Source organism: Pseudomonas monsensis, assembly GCF_014268495.2.
GTDB classification, from domain to species: Bacteria; Pseudomonadota; Gammaproteobacteria; order Pseudomonadales; family Pseudomonadaceae; genus Aquipseudomonas; species Aquipseudomonas monsensis.
Genome location: NZ_CP077087.1, coordinates 411,544 through 432,196, shown reverse-complemented (window position 1 = coordinate 432,196; position 20,653 = coordinate 411,544). Strand labels below are relative to the sequence as shown.

16 protein-coding genes are annotated in these 20,653 nt (G+C 61.8%); 8 read left to right on the top strand and 8 right to left on the bottom strand.

All coding sequences use genetic code 11. The annotated features are described in order from the left end of the window. Window positions 1-20 precede the first annotated feature (20 nt). Both HV782_RS01860 and HV782_RS01855 read right to left on the bottom strand, forming a co-directional pair. Window positions 21-266 carry a DUF2789 domain-containing protein gene (locus HV782_RS01860; RefSeq protein ID WP_123470395.1) on the bottom strand — a complete coding sequence of 82 codons (246 nt, stop codon included), beginning with the start codon at window positions 264-266 and terminating at the stop codon, window positions 21-23. A 153-nt stretch (window positions 267-419) separates the two neighbouring features. Next, window positions 420-881: an aminoacyl-tRNA deacylase gene (locus tag HV782_RS01855; protein WP_123470393.1), complete on the bottom strand. Its 462-nt coding sequence runs from the start codon at window positions 879-881 to the stop codon at window positions 420-422. A 153-nt stretch (window positions 882-1,034) separates the two neighbouring features. On the opposite strand from HV782_RS01855, the gene HV782_RS01850 reads away from it, so the two are divergent. Continuing rightward, window positions 1,035-1,586 carry an NfeD family protein gene (locus HV782_RS01850; protein WP_186748093.1) on the top strand — a complete coding sequence of 184 codons (552 nt, stop codon included), beginning with the start codon at window positions 1,035-1,037 and terminating at the stop codon, window positions 1,584-1,586. Between the two features lie 2 nt (window positions 1,587-1,588). After that, window positions 1,589-2,347: a slipin family protein gene (locus tag HV782_RS01845; RefSeq protein ID WP_150603973.1), complete on the top strand. Its 759-nt coding sequence runs from the start codon at window positions 1,589-1,591 to the stop codon at window positions 2,345-2,347. Window positions 2,348-2,413: 66 nt separating this feature from the next. On the opposite strand, the gene HV782_RS01840 is transcribed toward HV782_RS01845, so the two are convergent. The 6 genes from HV782_RS01840 to HV782_RS01815 all read right to left on the bottom strand — a co-directional run bounded on the left by HV782_RS01840 (window position 2,414) and on the right by HV782_RS01815 (window position 14,736). Beyond that, window positions 2,414-3,358 (bottom strand): sulfotransferase family protein, encoded by a 945-nt coding sequence (locus HV782_RS01840; protein ID WP_128615441.1) that lies wholly within the window; start codon window positions 3,356-3,358, stop codon window positions 2,414-2,416. Continuing rightward, on the bottom strand, window positions 3,346-4,131 hold the full coding sequence (locus HV782_RS01835) for an aspartyl/asparaginyl beta-hydroxylase domain-containing protein (RefSeq protein WP_186748092.1): 786 nt from the start codon (window positions 4,129-4,131) through the stop codon (window positions 3,346-3,348). The genes HV782_RS01840 and HV782_RS01835 overlap by 13 nt, the downstream gene beginning before the upstream one ends. Window positions 4,132-4,146: 15 nt before the next feature. Then, window positions 4,147-5,667 (bottom strand): TolC family protein, encoded by a 1,521-nt coding sequence (locus tag HV782_RS01830; protein WP_186748091.1) that lies wholly within the window; start codon window positions 5,665-5,667, stop codon window positions 4,147-4,149. Between the two features lie 46 nt (window positions 5,668-5,713). Next, complete coding sequence (locus tag HV782_RS01825) at window positions 5,714-12,103, bottom strand: Ig-like domain-containing protein (RefSeq protein WP_186748090.1); 6,390 nt, start codon at window positions 12,101-12,103, stop codon at window positions 5,714-5,716. 56 nt (window positions 12,104-12,159) lie between these two features. Then, on the bottom strand, window positions 12,160-13,005 hold the full coding sequence (locus HV782_RS01820; protein ID WP_128614043.1) for a sulfotransferase family protein: 846 nt from the start codon (window positions 13,003-13,005) through the stop codon (window positions 12,160-12,162). Between the two features lie 150 nt (window positions 13,006-13,155). After that, entirely contained in the window at window positions 13,156-14,736 is a 1,581-nt protein-coding gene (locus tag HV782_RS01815; protein WP_186748089.1) for a glycosyltransferase family 39 protein, read from the bottom strand. 238 nt (window positions 14,737-14,974) lie between these two features. Between HV782_RS01815 and HV782_RS01810 the strand changes: the two genes are divergently transcribed. The 6 genes from HV782_RS01810 to HV782_RS01785 all read left to right on the top strand — a co-directional run bounded on the left by HV782_RS01810 (window position 14,975) and on the right by HV782_RS01785 (window position 20,644). After that, window positions 14,975-15,562: a phage tail protein gene (locus HV782_RS01810; RefSeq protein ID WP_186748088.1), complete on the top strand. Its 588-nt coding sequence runs from the start codon at window positions 14,975-14,977 to the stop codon at window positions 15,560-15,562. Between the two features lie 53 nt (window positions 15,563-15,615). Continuing rightward, window positions 15,616-15,927: a DUF6916 family protein gene (locus tag HV782_RS01805; protein ID WP_123470375.1), complete on the top strand. Its 312-nt coding sequence runs from the start codon at window positions 15,616-15,618 to the stop codon at window positions 15,925-15,927. A 201-nt stretch (window positions 15,928-16,128) separates the two neighbouring features. After that, a complete protein-coding gene (locus tag HV782_RS01800; protein ID WP_186748087.1) occupies window positions 16,129-18,195 on the top strand; it encodes a type VI secretion system Vgr family protein in 2,067 nt (688 codons plus the stop codon). Next, window positions 18,192-19,049 (top strand): DUF4123 domain-containing protein, encoded by an 858-nt coding sequence (locus tag HV782_RS01795; RefSeq protein WP_186748086.1) that lies wholly within the window; start codon window positions 18,192-18,194, stop codon window positions 19,047-19,049. Before HV782_RS01800 ends, HV782_RS01795 begins: the two co-directional genes overlap by 4 nt. Beyond that, window positions 19,046-19,819: a hypothetical protein gene (locus HV782_RS01790; protein WP_225931049.1), complete on the top strand. Its 774-nt coding sequence runs from the start codon at window positions 19,046-19,048 to the stop codon at window positions 19,817-19,819. The genes HV782_RS01795 and HV782_RS01790 overlap by 4 nt, the downstream gene beginning before the upstream one ends. A 69-nt stretch (window positions 19,820-19,888) precedes the next feature. Then, entirely contained in the window at window positions 19,889-20,644 is a 756-nt protein-coding gene (locus HV782_RS01785) for a hypothetical protein (protein WP_186748105.1), read from the top strand. The last annotated feature ends 9 nt before the right edge of the window (window positions 20,645-20,653 follow it).

The window sequence follows — 20,653 nt, the reverse complement described above, 5'->3', positions numbered from 1 at the left end:
GAAGCGTTTCTGCACATCTCCTACGTATCGCGTCCCTTGCGCAACATCACATCCAGCTGATCTACCACTTCCGCCCAATCGGCATCATCGAGAATCTCGCCACGCAAAAAATCGGCCTGGCTCTTGCTCCAGAAGAACGCGTCCGCCAGGTGCAATTCCGGCTTGAGTGGTGAATGGGTGGCGATGAATTGCTCGATGCTGGTGGGGTCGCTGCGCAGTCCCAGTTGGTCGAACAGGCACGGCAGGCTGTGGATTGGCTGTTCCATGGAGGACTCCTTGAGAAAACAGGTGTGTGGAAGAGCAATCGCGGACAAGCCCGCTCCCACCGTGTTTTCGGGTGAACACACTATTGGTGAACAACCCGATACCTGTGGGAGCCTGGCTTGCCCGCGATAGCGCCAGCCCGAGCGCCGCCAACACTAATGGCTCAACTCTCGTACCTCGGCATGCGGCACCATCTTTAAAAACTCGGGCATGCTCATGTGCAGCAGATAGTTGTGGTTGCCGGCCTCCAGGTAGATGTCTTTCTGCCGGGTCAGCAGCGGGTCGATGACCATGTCCAGGCCATAGGAATCACCCAGCGGTGGCACCGCACCGCGCTCGCAGTCGTCGAAGATGTGCGCCAGATTACTTTCGCGGGTCAGTTGCCATTCACCGCTGGTGCGCACCTTGCTCAAGTCCAGATGCCGGCTGGCCGGCAGCACGGCCATCAAATAGTGCCCGTGATGGTCATCGAGGATGACCGACTTCGCCACTCGCTCGGCAGGCACCCCGCTAACCCGCGCGGTCTCCAGGCTGCTGGACGAATGCCGGTGGGCGACGATGTCGTATTCGCAATGCGCCCGGGTCAGGCTGCTTTGCACCTTTCTTGCCATACGCATGATGCACCTCGGTGTTGCGCTGAACGGTTATTGCCGTGTTTTGAGTCTAGTCCGGCGGGCCGCTGGCAGCGGGAAATCCGCTCACTGGACAGCTGCGCACGCTGATCAACATTCGTCCCGCCCCAGCCTCAACTAGACTGAAAGAACCAGCCCATGACGTTCGCGGAGGGTCACGTGAACAGCCGATGTTGTACGTTTGCCGTATTACTGCTGCTGAGCGGCTCAGCCCTCGCCGCCGATACGCCGTTGCCGGCCATGAGCCCGGTCGGCCTGTGGCTGATCACCCTCGGCATTGTCTTTCTGATCGCCGAAGCCGCGCTGCCCAACTACGGAGTGATCGGCCTGGGCGGGATCATCATGTTCGTGATCGGCGCGCTGATTCTGGGCAACGCCGAATTGCCAGTGCCGATGATCATCGGTCTCGGCCTGCTCAGTGCCCTGTTACTGAGCGCATTGATCGTCCGCGCCCTGAAAACCCGGCCACGTCATGCGGTCAGCGGCGATGCCGGGCTGGTCGGCAGCGTGACGGCGGTGACCGCCGTGCAAGCGGAAAACGCCCACAACGGCTGGGTGCAACTGCAGGGCGAACACTGGCAAGTGCGCAGCGCGACACCCCTGCACACCGGGCAATCGGTGCGCGTGGTCGGGCGTAGAGGCTTATTGCTGAAAGTTGCCGCGACTGACGCGGTGCGTCACGGAGAGTGATCATGGGTCTGCAAATCGGTTTTGTCGCGCTGCTGCTGTTGGTGATCGTCCTCGCCGGATCGACGTTCCGCATCCTGCGTGAATACGAACGCGGCGTGGTGTTCCAGCTCGGGCGCTTCTGGCAGGTCAAGGGGCCGGGGCTGATCCTGCTGATTCCGGTGGTGCAGCAAATGGTCCGGGTTGATCTGCGCACCGTTGTTCTCGATGTGCCGCCGCAGGACGTGATCACCCGCGATAACGTCTCGGTGAAGGTCAACGCGGTGTTGTATTTCCGCGTGCTCGACCCGCAGAAGGCGATCATTCAGGTCGAGGACTTTCTCTCCGCCACCAGCCAACTGGCCCAGACCACCCTGCGCGCAGTGCTCGGTAAACACGAACTCGATGAACTGCTGGCCGAGCGCGAACAGTTGAACATCGACATCCAGCAAGTGCTCGACGCGCAGACCGACGCGTGGGGCATCAAGGTCGCCAACGTCGAGATCAAGCATGTCGATCTCAACGAGTCGATGGTCCGCGCCATCGCCAAACAGGCCGAAGCCGAACGGGAACGGCGGGCCAAGGTGATCCACGCCGAAGGTGAGTTACAGGCGTCGGAAAAACTCATGCAGGCCGCCGAAATGCTCGGGCGCCAGCCTGGCGCCATGCAATTGCGCTACATGCAGACCTTGAGTTCGATTGCCGGCGACAAGAGCTCGACGATTGTCTTCCCGTTGCCGATCGAGTTGCTCAAGGGCATGGCGGATCTGTCGGGCAAATCATGAACAGCAACAGATCGCAGCTTTCGGCAGCGCCTGCAGAGCAGGCATTCCCCCACAGGCTGCGATCCTTTATACGCCGCGCATTTTCTCCAAAGCCGCATAGGGTGCACACGCGCAAGCCTGCAACCGCGCCCGCAACAGCGGCGACGCTTCACGCCGTTTGGCCTCGCCATCGGCCACAAAGGCCTGCGCGGGCTGCTTCGCGTGCTGCGCGGCGGCCAGCCATACCTGTTGGCGCTGTTCGGCCGTCAGCTTGAAAAACCGCGCCAAACGCCCCGCCATCGCATCAGGCAGTTCGCTGTAGTTGACCAGCGCGCCCGCCGAGTCACGGCAGTGCACCACACCGGCCTCGAGCAATCGTCCCAGGCGCCGGGCGATGAAGTCCTCGCGTCCCACGAACGGCAAACCGTCTTCGAGCACGCAATCCCCCAGCATGCCCGGCACCATGTGCATCCCGGGGCGACGCAGGTGCGAAACGGCAATTTCCACAGGATCGCGATACAGAAACAGCCACGGCGTGTCGGGAAAACAGGCCTGCAACAGCGGCCATTCGCCGATACTCCAGGCATCGAGCTTGATCACCAGCCGTTGCTCGATGCCACGACGCCGCTGTCCATAGGCCGAAAGCAATCCGCAGATGGCCGCGCGCCGTTCGCCGGCCGGCAGGTCACTGCGCAACAGCGCATCCAGCGGTGGCGGTTCGGACACCACAATGTGATCGTCGAGCCGCGCGAGCATCTGGCTGATCAGCGTCGAACCACAGCGAGAGGCATGCAGAATGAACGCGCTCGGTGCCAGGCCCGGGCTTTGCGCCTGCCAATCGCTGAGCGCCGCCAACGGCGTCTGCCGGCGAAAGGCCTGATTGAACGGTAGCCGCAACGCATCCTCCACCGCCTCGCGGAAAAACGGCTGATGCAACGGCGTATCCGCGAACCAGCACCAGTCCACCTGCCATTGCCCGGCGACCGGCCAGACGCGGATCGGCAACCAGCCGTCGAAGCTCAGCCGTGCCATTGTTCGTTCCACTGCCGGCGACCATTGCGCATTGCCGCGCGTAGTTCTTCACGGGTCAAGGCCAGCCCCTGGGCAGCAGCCAGTTGCAGGGTGCGCTCGATGAACGTTTCCGGGTCGCCGATGGCCTGCAATGTCGCCGCCAGCTGCGCATCACCGCCGAGCACACGCTGCAATGGTTGCAGCGGCGAATCCGCTGTCTGTGCTGCCGAGGTATCGCGCAAGCCTTCGGCAATCTTTGCCAGGACCCAGGCCGTCGGGCGGCAATCGAGCACCAGATGAATCCTCGCCGAGGCGTCGCGGTTGTCCACGCGATGGGCTCGGGCAAGATCGAGAAACCAGCATTCCCCCACCGTCATCGGTACACGTCGGTCTTCCAGCCAGAAGTCCACAGCGGGTGGGCTGAGCAGCGGAATGTGCAGCCGCAGATCCGCTTGCGGGCCGTCGAGATCGTAGTCGCGGTGTTCGTGAATGCGCCCGCCAGGGCCCAGCCGTAACAGGCGCGCACTGACAATTTCCAGCGACAGCGCATGCAGCCCGCGTTGCCAGCGCTCATCCCGCAACCAGGGCGCACGAGGCACCGGCGCAGCCTGCCCGGGAGACAATTCGGTCAGCGCATCGGCTGACGAAATCAGCGCCACGCCGCTCCAGTCGCCGGTGAAATAGTCGCTGTTGAAATGCCCGCGCCAGGCCTGCTCATCAATCGCCGCCAGCGCTTGCAACAACAACGGCAAATCCACCGTCACCGGCAGGCGCGAACATGCCGGCCGGCTCACGAGCCCACCCGGCGCTTACCGGGCCGGCGCCGCAGCATGCGCCACCGGCACCGAAATATCACCGGCCGCCCAGGCCGATTCTCGATTGGCCAGTGCGGTGGCGATCGACTGCACTTCGGTCGATTGCACCTGATCCGGCAGTGGATCGAGGCCGGCACTGGCGAAGATCTGTCCGTACGCATTGCGCAGATCGGCGTAGGACAGGTCGCGGCGCAGGTCTGCTTGCAGGTTGTTCAGCTCGCCCTGAATCAGTTCCAGTTCACCAATGCCCGCCGCCTGATGACGATTGCGCAACTGGCCGACGATTTGCCCGTCGATGTCCGACAGTTGCTGGCTGGTCTTGAACTGGCGCAAGGCCTCTTGATAGTTGGCGTTGGCCACGTAGAGCTGCGCCAGCACCGCAATCGACATGGCCTGACGCCGCGCGGTGGCCACTTCCTCGCCAGCCTTGGCGACATCAATGGCCGCCGGAGCGGAGATCACGTTGAACAGGTTCCAGGTGACTTTCACGCCATAGTCGGCCCAGCCCTGTTCGACCAGGAACGAGTTGCTGTCGTAATGCCCGCCGGCGGAAAACTCCAGGCCCGGCAACAGACGCAGCATGGCCTTGCGGGTTTCAGCGGCGCTGATGCGGGTCTGGTAATCCTGCTCACGCAGTTCCGGACGGCTGGTCAGCGCCTCCTGTTCCAGTTTCGCCAGATCGACCTTGAGTTCGGGAATCTGATAACCGTCATCGGTGGCCAAGGTCAGGTTGGTGCCCAGCGGCAGGTTGATCAGGGTCGCCAGTTCGGTTTTCGCCAAAGACAGGGCACGGCGCTGCTCTTCCAGTTGCCGGGTGGCTTCGATCAGCGAACGTTGGTAGCTGAGCGATTGCACCGGGTCGCCAATGCGCTGGTCGCTCATGCTCTGGCTGTTGCGCCGGGCGGTGTCGACACGGGCCATCAGGCTGTCGATCTGCTTGAGCAGACGTTCGGCGGCCATCGCTCGCCAATAGGCCGAGCGCACATCCTGAACGATGGTGTTGATCACCTTGCGGCGACGCTCCTGGACGATCAGGCGTTGGTCGCCCTGCTGTTTGGCGCTGATGTAACTGACGCCGAAGTCCAGAACGTTCCAGACCATGGTCAGGTCGGCGACTTCACGGTCGCGATCCTGCGAGGTCGACGGTTCCAGCGACTGAGTGCCGGTACGTACGCTCTGGCTGCTGGAGGCGTTGACGTTGTTGCGCCCGACGTAACCGGCGTCCAGCGCCATGCGCGGCAGCATGTCGAAACTGGCGAGGTCGAGCTGCCGCTTGGCCAGCGCCTCCTCCATGATCTTCAAGCGGCCTTCGAGGTTGTACTTCACCGCGCGAGCCATGGCCTGGTGCAGGGTCAGCGGGCCGCGCAGCGGTTCCTGATCCTTGTACATGCTCTGCAGGTCGCTCCTGGCCCGCTGTTCACTGACGTTGCGTTCAATCGGTTCACTGGTCACTGCACATCCGCTGATCGCCAGCGACAGCAGGCTGGCGCCGAACAACTTCTGACTTCTTTTCATCCCTGGATCGCCCCTAGGTCCCGCACAGTGTTGAGTAATGGTTGGTTCAGGCCGATATTTCGCTGATGCCGACCTGTTGCAGTGCCGCCGCCAGGTTGTCGACCCGGTGCTGTTCGTTGTCTTTGAGTTCTTGCAGTTGCTGCCCCAGCGTCGGCGCACCAAACACGCCGCGCAGGCCTTGAGAAACGTCGCCAGCCTTGAGTGACTGGTTGCCAAACGCATTCAACGAATCGCGGTCGGCGGCACTGTCTTGATTGAACAGGCTCGATAACGTGCTGGTACCGAATACGCCGCCATCACCGCCGCCAAAGCCGAGGAAGCCGTGACCGGATCCATCACCGCCGTTGTCACTGCTGCTGAACACTTGCGCAATGAAGCTCGGGCTGAGTGCACCTTGATTGATGAAAATATCGCCCAGCGGGCGGATGCCGTTGCCAATCACCCGTTGTTCGAACAGCGGCGCAAAGGTCAGCGGTGAGCCGATATCGCCGGTGGGGGCGGTGAAAATGATCGGTTGCAGCGGGATGTTCGGCGGCGGTGGCGGCACCACCGGATCGCTGCTGCGAATCAGTGGATCGGGAATCACCACGCTGGTTGGTGTCGAGGGTGGAACGACCGGCGGCACGGTATTGATCACGTAATTGTTCGAGCTGCTGACACCGCTGCCACTGTTGCCGGAGGCATCGCTGACACCCGCGCTGTTGACGCTGATCGCATTGCTGGCACTGTTGACGTTGGCATTCGGTGTCAGCGTCGCGGTCCAGGTCTTGCCGCCGTCGCTGCTGCTCAGGTTGGACAAGGTGCCGTTACCGACATTGATGTCTGCCAGATCGAAGCCGCTCACCGCCTCGTTGAAGGTGATGGTCACCGCCGATGTCTGGCCGATGCCCAGGTTCGGGTTGGCAATCACCACCGTCGCCGTTGGCCGTTCGCTGTCGAGACCATAGTTGTTCGACACCGCCACCGTGCTGCCGACGTTACCGGCCAGGTCAGTGACGTTGCTGGTGTCCAGCGCGATGAAGTTGCTCGGATCGGTGACATTCGCGGTCGGGGTGAACGTCGCGGTCCAGGTCTTGCCGCCATCGCTGCTGCTCAGGTTACTCAGATCACCGTTGGTTACGCTCAGGTCGGAGAGATCAAAATTGCTCACCGCCTCGCTGAAGGTGAAGGTCACCGTGGTGGTCTGGCCGATCCCCAGATGCGGGTTGGCGACCACGATGTCCACCGTTGGCCGGGTCGCGTCGAGCACGTAGTTGTTGGAAATGGCGATGCTCGCACCAAGGTTGCCAGCCAGATCCTGCACGCCGGCAGTGTCGACGATGATCAGGTTGGTCGCATCGTTGACGTTGGCGGTTGGTGTCAGCGTGGCGGTCCAGGTGATGCCGCCGTCGCTGCTGATCAGGTTCGACAAGGTGCCATTGGCGACGCTGATGTCCGACAGATCGAAACCGCTCACGGCTTCGCTGAAGGTGATGGTCACCGTGGTGGTTTCGCCAATGCCCAGGCGATTGTCGGCGACCACGATAGTGGCGGTCGGCAACGCGGTGTCGATGGCAAAGTTGTTGGAGTCGGTGGTGCCGACGCCACTGTTGCCAGAGGCGTTGGTGACCCCGCTGTTGTCGAGGGTGATCAGGTTGCTGGTGTCGGTGATGTTGGCGGTTGGCGTCAGCGTGGCGGTCCAGGTGATGCCGCCATCGCTGGAGCTGACGTTGCTCAGGGTGCCATTGGCGATGGTCAGGTCCGCATTGCTGAAACCGCTGACCGCCTCGCTGAAGGTGATCGTCACCACCGAGGTTTCCCCGGCCTTGAGCGAGCTGTCCGCAACGACGATGGTCGCGGTCGGCACTTCGGTTTGCACCGCGTAGTTGGCCGAGTTGGTGGTGCCGGTGCCAGCATTGCCGGCCAGATCGCTGATGCCGGCGTTGTTCAGAACAATCAGGTTGGTGGTATCGCTGATGCCGATGGTCGGAGTGAACGTCGCCGTCCAGGTGATGCCGCCGTCGCTGGACGAGACGTTGCTCAACGTGCCGTTGGCGACGCTCAGGTCGGCATTGTCGAACCCGGTGACCGCTTCGCTGAAGGTGATGGTCACGGTCGCTGTTTCACCAGGACGCAGATCGTTGTCGCTCATGACAATCGTGGCGGTCGGACGCTGACTGTCGACCGCGTAGTTGTTCGAATCGGTGGTACCGCTGCCAGTGTTGCCAGCCCCGTCGACCACTCCAGTGTTGTCCAGGGTGATCAGGTTGCTGGTGTCGGTGACGCCGGCCGATGGGGTAAACGTCGCGGTGTAGGTGATGTTGTCCGAGGTGCTCAGCGCGGAAAGTGTGCCGTTCTCGACGGTCAGGTCTGCCAGGGTGAAACCGGTCACCGCCTCGCTGAAGGTAATAGTGACCGTGGTGGTCTGACCAACGCCCAGCGCCGTGTCGGTCACCACAACGGTCGCGGTCGGGCGCTGGGTGTCGATGGCGTAATTGTTCGAATCAGTGGTGCCCACTCCCACGTTGCCGGACCCATTCTGCACCCCGGTATTGTCCAGGGTGATCAGGTTGGTCGCGTCGGTAATGTTGGCGGTCGGCGTGAAGGTTGCCGTCCAGGTGATGCCACCATCACTGCTGCTCACGGCGCTCAGCGTGCCGTTGGCGATGGTCAGGTCGGCGTTACTGAAACCGGTCACGGCTTCGGAGAAGGTGATGGTCACCGTGGTGGTTTCGCCGATGCTCAGGCTGTTGTCGGCAACCACGATAGTGGCGGTCGGAACCATGGTGTCGATCACGAAATTGCCGGAGTTGGTGACGCCGGTGCCGGCGTTACCGGCCAGGTCAGCGATGCCGGTGTTGTTCAGGCTGATAAGGTTGCTGGTGTCGTTGATCCCGAGAGTGGGCGTGTATGTCGCCGTCCAGGTGATGCCGCCGTCGCTGCTGCTCACGGCGGTCAACGTGCCGTTGGGTATGTTCAGATCGGCGTTGGTGAAGCCCGTCACCGCCTCGGAGAAGGTAAAGGTCACCAACGAGGTTTCACCGGCGCTGAGGCTCGTGTCGGCGACCACGATGGTCGCTGTCGGACGTTGGGTGTCGATGCTGTAATTGTTCGAATCCGTAGTGCCGCTGCCAGCGTTGCCGGCCAGGTCAGCGATGCCGGTGTTGTCCAGCGTCACCAGATTGGTGGTGTCGCTGATGCTGGCGCCTGGAGTGAACGTTGCGGTCCAGGTAATACCTCCGTCACTGCTGCTGACTGCGCTCAAGGTGCCATTGGCGATGGTCAGGTCGGCGTTGGTGAAACCGCTGACCGCTTCACTGAAGGTGATGGTCACCAGCGATGTGTCGCCGATTTTCAAGGCCGTGTCTGTGAACACGATGGTGGCCGTTGGGCGCTGGTTGTCGATGGCGTAGTTATTGGAGTCGGTGGTGCCGCTGCCCTGGTTGCCGTTGACGTCACTGACCCCACTGTTGTCGAGGGTGATCAGGTTGGTGGCATCGGTAATGTTGGCGGTCGGCGTGAAGGTTGCCGTCCAGGTGATGCCACCATCACTGCTGCTCACGGCGCTCAGCGTGCCGTTGGCGATGGTCAGGTCGGCATTAGTGAAGCCGGTCACGGCTTCGGAGAAGGTGATGGTCACCAACGACGTTTCGCCGATTCTCAAGGCGTTGTCGGCAACCACAATAGTCGCCGTCGGGCGCTGCGTGTCGATGGCGTAATTGTTCGAGTCGGTGGTGCCGCTGCCGGTATTGCCGGACAAATCGGAGAGGCCGGTATTGGCCAGGGTGATCAGGTTGGTGGTATCGCTGATGTTGTTGGTTGGCGTGAGGGTGGCCGTCCAGGTGATCCCGCCGTCACTGCTGCTCAAACCGCTCACGCTGCCATTGGCCACGGACAGGTCGGCGGTGGTGAAACCGGTCACGGCCTCGCTGAACGTGATGGTCACCAGCGAGGTTTCCCCTGCCTTGAGCGCGGTGTCCGCAACGACAAGGGTGGCCGTCGGGCGCACGGTGTCGATGGCGTAGTTGTTGGAATCGGTTGTACCGCTGCCGGCGTTACCGGCCAGGTCAGCGATCCCGGTGTTATCCAGCGTCACCACGTTAGTGGTGTCGGTGACACTGCCACTCGGCGTAAACGTCGCCGTCCAGGTAATGCCTCCATCGCTGCTGCTCACGGCGGACAACGTGCCGTTGGCGATGGTCAGGTCGGCGTTGGTGAAACCGCTGACCGCTTCATTGAAGGTGATGGTCACCAGCGACGTTTCACCGATTTTCAGAGCTGTGTCAGCGACAACGATAGTGGCCGTCGGGCGCTGGGTATCGATCACATAATTGCTGGAATTGGTGGTACCGACACCCACGGTACCGTCAGAGACCGCCGCCACACCGGTGTTGTCCAGAGTGATGACGTTGGTGGTGTCGGTAATCCCGTTGGTCGGCGTAAAAGTCGCGGTCCAGGTGATCCCGCCATCGCTGCTGCTCACGGCCGTCAACGTGCCGTTGGCGATGGTCAGGTCGGCATTGGTGAAGCCAGTGACCGCCGTGTTGAAGGTGATGGTCACCAGCGAGGTTTCGCCAATTTTCAGCGCACTGTCCGCCAGGACGATGGTCGCGGTCGGTGGTTCGACGTAATTGGTATTGAGCGTGCCGCCGGTACTGTAAACCGCAGCAGTGGCACTCGGCGAGCTACCCGTCGCACCGCCGTTTGACGGGCCTCCGGCACCACTGGCCGCAGCGTTGCCGGTGATCGCCGCGAAGTTGGCAGCGGTGATCAGTACCGTGCCGCCGTTGTTCCAGATGGCCCCGACACCACGGCCACCGTCACCGCCGTTGGCAATGTTGCCGCCGCTGCCACCACCGCCGCCGCCACCGCCCGCCGCGAGGTTATTGCTGATGACCGATGTGCCGATGACTTTCAAGGTGCCGGTCGAGGCGTTGTAGATACCGCCGGCCGCATTGCCACCGACGCCGCCAACCGAGTTCCAGCCCGAACCACCGCCGCCACCACCAATGGACAACGTGCCATTGGTCGCTGAGCCGCCGTTGCCGCCGTGGCTGTAACCGGCGGCGCCATTGCCGCCGAGGCCGCCAGTGCTGGTACCGCCGCGCCCGCCCATATCGTTCGAGGTGTAGCCGCCGCCATAACCACCGGTATTCGCTGTGCCGACCCCACCGGCATAGGTTGAGTTGCCCGGGCCTGTCGAACCACCATGGCCACCGTTACCGCCGCCGATCCCGCCACCACCGCCGCCGCCGCCGCCGGAATAACCTCCGGCCACCCCACCGCCGCCACCACCACCGGAAGCGGCGTTGGCAGTCACCGTGACGTTATTGAGCGTAAGAATGCCGGCGTTGAAAATCCCGCCGCCCATGGCGCCTGCTGCCGCCGCGCCACCGTTACCGCCATTGCCGGCCACCAATCCCTTGGTGATCACCAGACCGTCCAGCGTCACGGTGGCGCCTGAAGTGATTTCCACCACGCGGGTCTTGTATTGCCCGTCGAGGGTCACGTCGGCCACGCCGTCGTTGTTCAGATCGCCATCGACGGTAATGTTCTTGTTGATCAATAACTCGGAGTTGAGTTGCACGGTCATGCCGGCGTTGAACGTGACGATGTCGCCGTTTTGCGCAGACGCCAGAGTCGTACGCAACGAGCCGACGCCCGAGTCGAGGTTGTTAGTCGCGGTCCAGGTGGCAAGGCCCCATTGATATTCACTCATCGCCTTGGTCGACAAGACGTTGGCGCTCTCGATGCTGCCGGTGGCAATTTCCAGATCCCAGTCGCCGCCGACACCGGTGCGGTTGTTCGAAGCGGCTACATCACGGCCGGTCAACTGCGCCAGCGAGTCGACGAAACTCAAGCCGCGATCGCCCTCGGCGGTGTAGCAGCCGTAGATCAGGATGTCGCCGCCAGCGTTCATGTCCTTGCCGATTTCGCCGAGGATGGCGCTGCGTTGCGCGACGTTGTCCGCAGACAGATAACTGTTGCCCAACCACAGATCGCCAGCGTTGCCGTGGGCAATGATCTGCACTGAACTGACGCCATGATGTTGATCGAGGTAATCGGCGATCTGTTGCAAACCATCCTTGGTGGCGTCGAGTTTCACCACTTGGGTGCCAGGGGCAACGCCCTGAACCAGGCTGTCGGCATCTTTCACACGCGAATCGACGAACACCACGCTCTGGCCCGGCACCGCCACCGGGCTGGCGGCCGGTGTGGCATCGGCCTGACCATGGGTGTCCTTGCTGGCGACCGGGTGATCGGCGGTCGGCGCCTTGGCGGCATCCGCCGCAGGGTGGCTGTCAGCCTGGGCAGCCGCATCGGCCACGGTGGCAGCCACTGCGCCGTCGAACAGCATGCGCGGTTCCAGCGACATGATCATCGGCGATGCCAGCGAACGCTGACCCTCGGTTGTCCGTGACTTGACCTTCGCACTGCCAAAAAGAGACCACCACATGTTGCTCACCCGAACTCGAACGAATGTACGTGACGCATCAATAAAAAACGCCGCGATCAGTTGATCGCAGCGTCGGACTTCATACGAATGACATTGGCGGCGCTGGCTGAGCCATCGAGCCAAAAGGACAAATCGGCGTATTGCTTGAACAGGTCCGGCGGCAGGATCGTGCGCCGAGACTGCAAGGCGACCTTCGGCTTGACCTTGTGCAGGCCGGCCAGGCCCAGGCCCTGATCGAATTCTGGTGCGTCGTAGGCCAGGTGCTCGAAATCGTGCTCGAACCAGGGTTCGTCGATAAAGTCGTAAACCAGCCGCAGCACCCGCTCAGGCGCCTGAGTCAGCAAATCGTAATCAACGATCAGCAGCGAATCGGCGTGCTCGCCGTAATAGGCTTCCTTGAGCGCTGCCCAGGCAAAACCCACCAGCCGGTTACGCTGAGCCAGGGTTTCGCAGCGGCTGTAGACCGTGTTGCGCTCGACGGCGTCGCCGAACAGTTTGGTGTTTTCATAAGGATTGGCGCGGTACAGCCGCTCAAGGCTGTCCATCACCCACGCGACGTTGCGCACACAAGCGATGACTTTGGCTTTGGGAAACAGGTCATTGAGTGCCGGCAGCCGCGAGCTCCACTGCCGATTGGTGTCGAACACTACCGGTTTATCGACTTTGTCGGCGTAGTAGGAGTCGAACAGACCGCGCAGCAAACGGCGGCGCATGGGGGTGTCGATCACTGCGCCGAACTCGCTGCCGGCGCCGCATTGCTCAAGCACGCTGGAAAACAGGGCGCCAACCGGGCTGGTCATTCCGGCGTGAAAGCGCGGGTTCTGCAAAAGGATCGCAGAAAGCAGGGTCGAGCCCGAGCGCGGCAAGCCGGAAATAAAGTGGAACTGCTGCAATCCATTCACCGTAGTCGGAAGTCCTTTTGTCCGACAGAGCGTAGTCCAACAGTAACCTTGCGACTAGTAGTGTTTTGATATCAAGTCAGAGCAAAAAGGACTAACCAGTTAACTTTTTATCGCGATTTCAAAGGTGAAACGATTGAGTCGTGACCGCGCTTAATCACTTGGCGATTTGAACGTGATCAACCGTGCTTGCGCGCCGCCGGCATGGACCTCACCCGCGATGCGCCAAGTGGCAGGCAACGGCAAAAATTCCTGCGGATCATCCAGCGTGCCAATAAGCCATACCCGGCCGTTAACGGGCAGTTCGGCAAGGCTGTCCAGATAGACATCGGCGGCCACCAGCGTGCCGAACCCGTAGTCATTGGGCCGCGTCGAACGGCCATCCGCTGCCGGTGGCGTGTACAGGCGAACCCGTGCGCCGCTGCGATCGTAGTAGACGTAGCTCAAGTACCAGAGCATGTCGCTGGTGACGATCCGGTCGCCTGCCTGGAAATGCTGGTTGACGTAGTTCACCACGCGGTCGAACTGGTCATTGCGGTCCACCGTGGCGTTTGTGTTCACCCCGACCATTTCGACCCCGATCAGCGCCACCAGCACTGCCAGCGCCAACAGCCGCATGCGACTGTACACGCGGTCGATGGCCATCCCGGCCAGCATCGGCAAACCCATTGCGTAAGCGGTCAGGTAGCGCTCGATGAACACCGGGGTGATAAACGACACCGCGAACACCAGCAGCAGGGGCAGGCCGGTGTACAACGCCAGCAGGACACTGCCACGGGACACGCTGCGATCACGCATCACGGCCACCGCAACCAACAGCAGCAACGCCAGCGGCAAGGCGCTGAAGATCAACAGCGAGCGAGCATCGCCATCATCCTGGGTCAGCCACGCCCAGATCATCGAAGGCAGCGATGCCAGGGTGACCGGGTCTTCCCAGCCGACATCGCCGCCGGTCTTGAGCTGCTCCATATGTTGCAGCAGGTCGAACACGTTGGGCAGCCAGGGCAGGTACAACACAACGATGGCCAGATTGGCCAGCCACCAGTCGGCGCGCTGAATGTGGCGAAAACGGTAGCCGCGCTGCAGGCGGATCGCCCCAAGATAAATCCAGTGGCACAGCGCCGCGAGCACGGCGAAGTAGTGAGTGTAGAACGCCGCCGTCATCAACAACGCATACACCACCAGATAGCGATGCCGTTGCGGCCGCCTGATCCAGTAGATCAGCGCCAGCATGGCCGCGATCAGCAACAACCCGAGCAGTGAGTACATGCGCACTTCCTGGCTGTAGCGCACTGCCGTCGGCAACAGCGCCAGCAACACCCCGGCGAAGATCGCGGCGCGGCGCGTGGCCAGTTGATCCACCAGACGGATGCCCAGCCCCACTGCAGCAATGCCCGCCAGTGCGCTGAGACAGCGGATCGCGAAGATGCCGTCACCGAACAGCTCAATCCAGCCGTGCAGCAACATGAAGTACAGCGGCGGATGCACATCGCGCCCGGCGTGGTGCCAGATTTCGCCCAACGAGTAACGCGCCAGCAACAGGCTGGACCCTTCATCGCCCCAGATCGCCGCAGCGCTCAGATCGTAAAAACGCACGGCCGCCGCCAGCAGCAGGATGGGCAACAGCCAGTGTTCTCTGGCCCAGCGAAGCAGGCGCAAACGGCCAAACCATGAGCCCGGGGTTGCGTGTGGATCCTGCGTGTCACCCACCGGCGTTACTCTGTTGAGCGCCATTGCTGCCTCTCGCTGTACTGCGTCACCACGGATATGGGTGCCAAATCCTGCCCGTCACTTTAGGTCAGGCGCAGGAGAGCCGTCGATGCCGGCCGGCGTTTTCACGACATCCGGCAACCTTGCCAATCCCGGTCTACGCTCTGGCGTGGCGTGACCTGGCCACGAAGTGCCAAGGCAATTGCAGCAGCCTGAATTCACTTGCGGCCCGCCGACCACCAATCAGAAGGATGAGGACTTTATGGACGTTTACATGGGCACGGTTATGACGTTTGCCTTCAACTTTGCGCCCACCGGCTGGGCCTTGTGCAACGGTCAGATCATCGCAATCCAACAGAATCAGGCACTGTTCGCATTGCTGGGCACCACCTACGGAGGCAACGGCACCACCAACTTCGGCCTGCCCAACCTGCAGAGCCGCATGCCGGTCTGCCAAGGCTCCGGTGGGGGGCTGACAACACGGATCATGGGAGAAACCTCCGGCACCGAACAAGTCATCCCGACCCTCAGCAACCTGCCCGCTCATACCCACACCCTGGCCGGCCTCACCGCCACCACCACGGTGCAACTGGCCAACCCGGCCAGCAATCCGCTCGGCACCCCCAGCGCGACCAATGCCTATATCGGTGCATCGGGCACCGGGCCGGGTCTGGCGAATATCTTTTCCGATGCCCAGGGCGCCTCAGCCGTTCCTCTCAAAGGCGCCGCGACCACTATCACTGGCACCATCTCGCCGGCCGGTAACGGCTTGCCGCTGCCCATCATGAACCCGTATCTGGTGCTCAATTTCAGCATTGCGCTGAACGGCATCTTTCCTTCGCGTAACTGATCGACCGCCGGGGGATCACCTCCCCCGGTTTCCTACCTTGCCGGAGCACAACCATGCTGCAATCGGTTCAAAGCCAACATTTCCAGGCCTTGCTGGGGCGCATCGGCACCCTGCACCTGCCCGACGGCAGCACCCTGCAAGTCCATATCGGGCAACTTGAGGAAAACCCCTCGGCAAAAATGCGCTACAGCGAACGCATGCCTTTCAGCGTCGAGCTGAACAGCGTGGAGCCAACCGAATTCGTCGATGGCCTGTGCGCGCTGGAGCTGCCGGAACTGGGGCGGGTACAGGGCATATTTGTCTCGCGGGTTCCGCCGATGGGGCGGGATCCGCAGTTGGCGTATTTCCACATCACCTTCAACTGAAAATCCTGGATTTCCGCGTGCCGGTTGAATGTGTAACTGCAATTTGGGAAGCGTCTGACATCAATTCTTCGGCGGCCTTGTTAGCGTTGCACGCAACTGGCTCCGGAACGTTCGTTGCGCGCAAGACCAAGGAAGGTCTGCGCGCAATCGTTGCATCGACGTCCGAGAGCCTGTGCCCCGTCACAGGACAAGGAATAAAGGATGTCGACCGCCCATGCCCGCTTCAGCCTCTCGCTCAACGACGTTAAACACGACCTGCAAGTCCTCTCCTTCAGCGGTCACGAATCGATCAGCCAGCCCTACACCTTCGAGGTCGAGCTGGTCAGCGAACGAGCAAATCTGCGCCTTGAAAGCCTCATGCACCAGCAGGCGTTCCTGGCGTTCGACCTCGAAGGCCATGGCATCCACGGCGTGATCAATCGCGTCGCCCGTGGCGACAGCGGCAAACGCCTGACGCGCTACAGCCTGACACTGGTTCCGCGCCTGGCGTATCTGCAGCATCGTTGCAATCAGCGAATATTCCAGCAGATGACCGTGCCACAGATCATCACCCGGATTCTCGCGGACAACGGTATTCAACGTGACCTGCACCGGTTTCATCTCGGTGCCGACTATCCGCCGCGCGAATACTGCGTGCAGAAGGAGTCGGATCTGCACTTCATCCAGCGTCTGTGTCAGGAAGAAGGCATTCACTACCACTTCGAGCACAGCCGGGAGAAACACTTGCTGGTGCTGGGCGACGACCAGACGGTCTTCCCCCGTCTGGACCGCCCGACGCCCTACCGCCAGGACAACGGCATGGTTGCCGAAACGCCGGCAATCCAACAATGGCAGGTACGGGTGGAAACCCGCCCGACGGCGACCGTGCGCCGCGATCATGATTTTCGCAAGACGCGCTTTCTGCTGGAGGCGACCCATCGGCCCGACAGCAACACGCCGCGGCCGGCGCTTGAGGATTATCGCTATCCGGGGCGCTTCAGCGACGGCGCACGGGGCAAGCAACTGACCCACCGCGCCCTCGAAAGTCATCGCGCCGACTACTTGCAGGGCTGTGGCCACAGCGATCAGCCCAGCCTGGTGTCCGGCCATTTCCTGTCGATCACCGAGCATGCCTGCGAGGAAAACAATGGACTGTGGCTGCTGACCGCAGTCAACCACCGCGGAAAACAATCAGCGGTGCTGGAAGAAACGCTGGGCGAGGCCAGCGCCGGCGCTGCCGACGGCTTCGTTGAAGGCTACCGCAACGACTTTGTCGCCACGCCATGGGACGTGATCTACCGCCCGCCGCAATCATTCGTGAAGCCACGAATCTTCGGTAGCCAGACCGCTGTGGTCAGCGGCCCCGTCAACGAAGAGATTCATTGCGATGCGTATGGTCGGGTCAAGGTCCAGTTCTACTGGGATCGCGAAGGCAACCACGACGACCACAGCAGTTGCTGGCTGCGGCTGGCCTCTAACTGGGCCGGCAACGCCCATGGCAGCGTGATGCTGCCGCGGGTCGGCATGGAAGTGCTGGTCAGCTTTCTTGAGGGCGACCCGGACCACCCGGTCGTCAGCGGCTGCCTGATCAACAGCGCCAACCCCGCCCCCTATGAATTGCCGGAACACAAGACCCGCAGCGTGTTTCGCTCACGCAGTTCACCGGACAACGGCGGCTTCAATGAATTGCACGTGGAAGATCGTGCCGGCCGCGAACTGATTTACCTGCGCGCCCAGCGCGACCTCGAGCACAAGGTGGAAAACGACAGCCGTCTGGACGTCGGCAACGAGCGCCACGAGACCATCAAGGGCAACAGCATCAGCGTGTTGCAGGCCGAAGAGCAGCGCACCGTACACGGCGACCGCAAAACCCGGCTCCACGCCAGCGACCACTTGCACGTCAGCGGTGACAGCCACAGCCGGGTCGATCAGTTGCAGGCGATCGAGGCCGGTCGGCAAATCCACCTCAACGCCGGCGATCATCTGGTACTCAACGCCGGCAAAAGTATCAGCATCACCGTCGGCGGCGAGCACCTGGTGATCGGTCACGGCGGCATTTTCAGCAGCAGTGCCATCCAGGTCGGCGGCAGCCCCAAAGCGGTTGCGCCGGCGCGGGCCGCGATGCCCGATGGCGTCGACGACCTGGCGGCGCCAGCGCCATTGCCCGCCGTGCTGGCGTCCACGCAACGCGCGCTGATGAGCGCCAGCCATGCCATGGGCGCGACCTTCTGCCCGCTGTGTGAAGCCTGCCGCGAGGGCATCTGCCAGCCACGGGAGAACGCCGCATGAGCGAAGCCTTTGCGCGCCAGTGGATGACCCGCCAATTCGCTTCAGGGCATGGCCTGTATCTGCTGCTCGACTCACAACCACAGCAACGGGAAATCCGTCAGTGGTTACTGCAAACCAGCGACTTCGAGCACTACCGCATCCTCTACAAGGACACGCCCGTCGCCGAACTGGCGGATAACGGGCCGTTTGTTTTCGCCCTTGAACGGTATGACGACAAACGCATCGCGCCGCTGCTCGCCCGTCCGGAGGACAACTGGGGATGGCTGTTCAGCCTGCCTCAAGCCTGCCTGTGCGCTTGGGTCGAACACTGGCAGCAACGACTGATCATCGGCGCCCGCCCGCATCAGGCGCTGTACCGCTTTCACGACAACCGCGTGCTGAGCCGGACACTGGCGCATTTGCCCTCCGAAGCCATACCGGCCTACCTCGGCCCGACGCTCAGCGTGTGTTACTGGCAGGGCACGCAATGGGAGAGCAGCGACAACCCGACGCCCGGCCGCTACCCAGTGCCGGAGTCCCCGCCGTGGCTGCAAACACCCGCACCTGCGGAGCAAACCCGCGAGATTCGCCAGCTCAACGCTCACCGTTTCCTGCTGGCCGAACACGAACAGGCCTACGCCGACCTCGCGCGAACACAACCCCCGGAAACCTGGCTGCGTGAACGTCTCGAGCAGGCAGATGAGTGGGGTTGGCAGACACCGCAGCAGCTGGCGTTTCTGCTGATCCACAGCGTGCGAATGCCTGCTCGTGGGGTCGATGCGCAGTGGCAAGTGCGTCCGGGGGAAACGCCGCTGGAGCATTTCGAACGGGTGAGCCATTGGGTGAACACGATGGGTGGAGGTGCAGCGCAGTGAAACGATTTTTTCGACAAGCCGGGTGGGCGGGCTGCATGGGGATGTTGTTCGGTTGTGTGGCGAGTCCGCCCGACAGCTTCACCTTCACGGCGGATCTGCCGCCGGGATTTGTTTATCAAGCTATCGCCAAATACGAACCCGACATAGGTGAAACCTGCAGCGTCCCGGACGGCCGGAATACTGCGGTTGGCTACAACCTGAAGTGGCGCGAGCACTACGAGCCGGTTTCTGAAATAGCTATTCGCAGAACGGTGCGCGGCTGCCCGTTGGTGATCCGCAAAATTGATCTGGAAATCTACTTTGCCTACGGGAAAGACCGGGGTGACTTCGCGTCGGACTATGCCGCTGTCGCCATACGCGGTGAGCTGGAGGAAAAGTACAAAAGCACTTTCGACGAAGCCGGTGAAAGCAACTTTTACGGCCAGTGCCAATGGCTGTTTCGCACGATGGGACCTTACCGCCGCATCGTAAAACTCCTCGACTGCAAAAAAACCGATGAGCTTGGCGCGCTCGCACGAGGTCGCCCGTTTGCCGCCTACACCCTCGACCAACTGCCGGGCAAAACCGTGCGGATGAAGATCGATTTGGCGGCGGAAGAGAGGCCTGCCATCGGCAAGACCTGGGTCAAAGTACCTAACGGCTGGAAGCGCTGCCTGGGCGACAACTTCGAGGACCAATACGCCTTCTGCTTCGGTAACCACACCGATTTCAGCACCTTCCAGATGGTTGATGGCCGCATCTGCACCATCTATCCCGGCTGCACGGAATAAGGAATGTTCCACATGACGTCACTTGAAAAAGGGTTGCACAGCTACCTCACCGGGCCTCGCTTGCGATGCATGGCGGTGCTGGGGAGTTGCTTCGCTCTTATTGTTGGCTGCAAGAGCAGTCCGCCCGACAGCTTCACCTTCACGGCAGATCTGCCGACGGGGTTCGCCTATGAAGCCATCGCCAAATACGTGCCCGCCAAAGGAGAAACCTGCACCGTCCCGGACGGACGAAATACTGCGGTTGGCTACAACCTGAAGTGGCGTGAGCACTACGAGCCGGTTTCAGAAATTGCGCTCCACCGGACGGTCAAAGGTTGTCCGTTGGTGATCTGGAAGATTGATATTGAGATTAGAGCTGCATACGGCAAGGGCTGGAGTGACATCAATGGTGACAGCGCAGTGGTCGCTGTACGCGAGGAACTGGAAGCCCGTTACAAGGGCGCCTTTAACGATGAGGCTGAAAGCAGCTTTTACGGCCAGTGTCAGTGGCTGTTCCGCACCTCGGGCAAGCCTCGCATCCTGCGAAAACTCCTCGACTGCAAAAAAACCGATGAGCTTGGCGCGCTCGCACGAGGTCGCCCGTTTGCCGCCTACACCCTCGATCAACTGCCGGGCAAAACCGTGCGGATGAAGATCGATTTGGCGGCGGAAGAACGGCCTGCCATCGGCAAGACCTGGGTCAAAGTACCTAACGGCTGGAAGCGTTGCCTGGGCGACAACTTCGAAGACCAGGATGCCTTCTGCTTCGGTAACCACACCGATTTCAGCACCTTCCAGATGGTTGATGGCCGCATCTGCACCATCTATCCCGGCTGCACGGAATAAGGAATGTTC

Coding starts and splice junctions, on each gene's coding strand:
- HV782_RS01815 (WP_186748089.1), bottom strand. CDS start 14,736: ATGGCGCTCAACAGAGTAACGCCGGTGGGTGACACGCAGGATCCACAC.
- HV782_RS01795 (WP_186748086.1), top strand. CDS start 18,192: ATGAGCGAAGCCTTTGCGCGCCAGTGGATGACCCGCCAATTCGCTTCA.
- HV782_RS01805 (WP_123470375.1), top strand. CDS start 15,616: ATGCTGCAATCGGTTCAAAGCCAACATTTCCAGGCCTTGCTGGGGCGC.
- HV782_RS01860 (WP_123470395.1), bottom strand. CDS start 266: ATGGAACAGCCAATCCACAGCCTGCCGTGCCTGTTCGACCAACTGGGA.
- HV782_RS01810 (WP_186748088.1), top strand. CDS start 14,975: ATGGACGTTTACATGGGCACGGTTATGACGTTTGCCTTCAACTTTGCG.
- HV782_RS01840 (WP_128615441.1), bottom strand. CDS start 3,358: ATGGCACGGCTGAGCTTCGACGGCTGGTTGCCGATCCGCGTCTGGCCG.
- HV782_RS01785 (WP_186748105.1), top strand. CDS start 19,889: ATGGCGGTGCTGGGGAGTTGCTTCGCTCTTATTGTTGGCTGCAAGAGC.
- HV782_RS01845 (WP_150603973.1), top strand. CDS start 1,589: ATGGGTCTGCAAATCGGTTTTGTCGCGCTGCTGCTGTTGGTGATCGTC.
- HV782_RS01800 (WP_186748087.1), top strand. CDS start 16,129: ATGTCGACCGCCCATGCCCGCTTCAGCCTCTCGCTCAACGACGTTAAA.
- HV782_RS01830 (WP_186748091.1), bottom strand. CDS start 5,667: ATGAAAAGAAGTCAGAAGTTGTTCGGCGCCAGCCTGCTGTCGCTGGCG.
- HV782_RS01855 (WP_123470393.1), bottom strand. CDS start 881: ATGCGTATGGCAAGAAAGGTGCAAAGCAGCCTGACCCGGGCGCATTGC.
- HV782_RS01825 (WP_186748090.1), bottom strand. CDS start 12,103: ATGTGGTGGTCTCTTTTTGGCAGTGCGAAGGTCAAGTCACGGACAACC.
- HV782_RS01850 (WP_186748093.1), top strand. CDS start 1,035: ATGACGTTCGCGGAGGGTCACGTGAACAGCCGATGTTGTACGTTTGCC.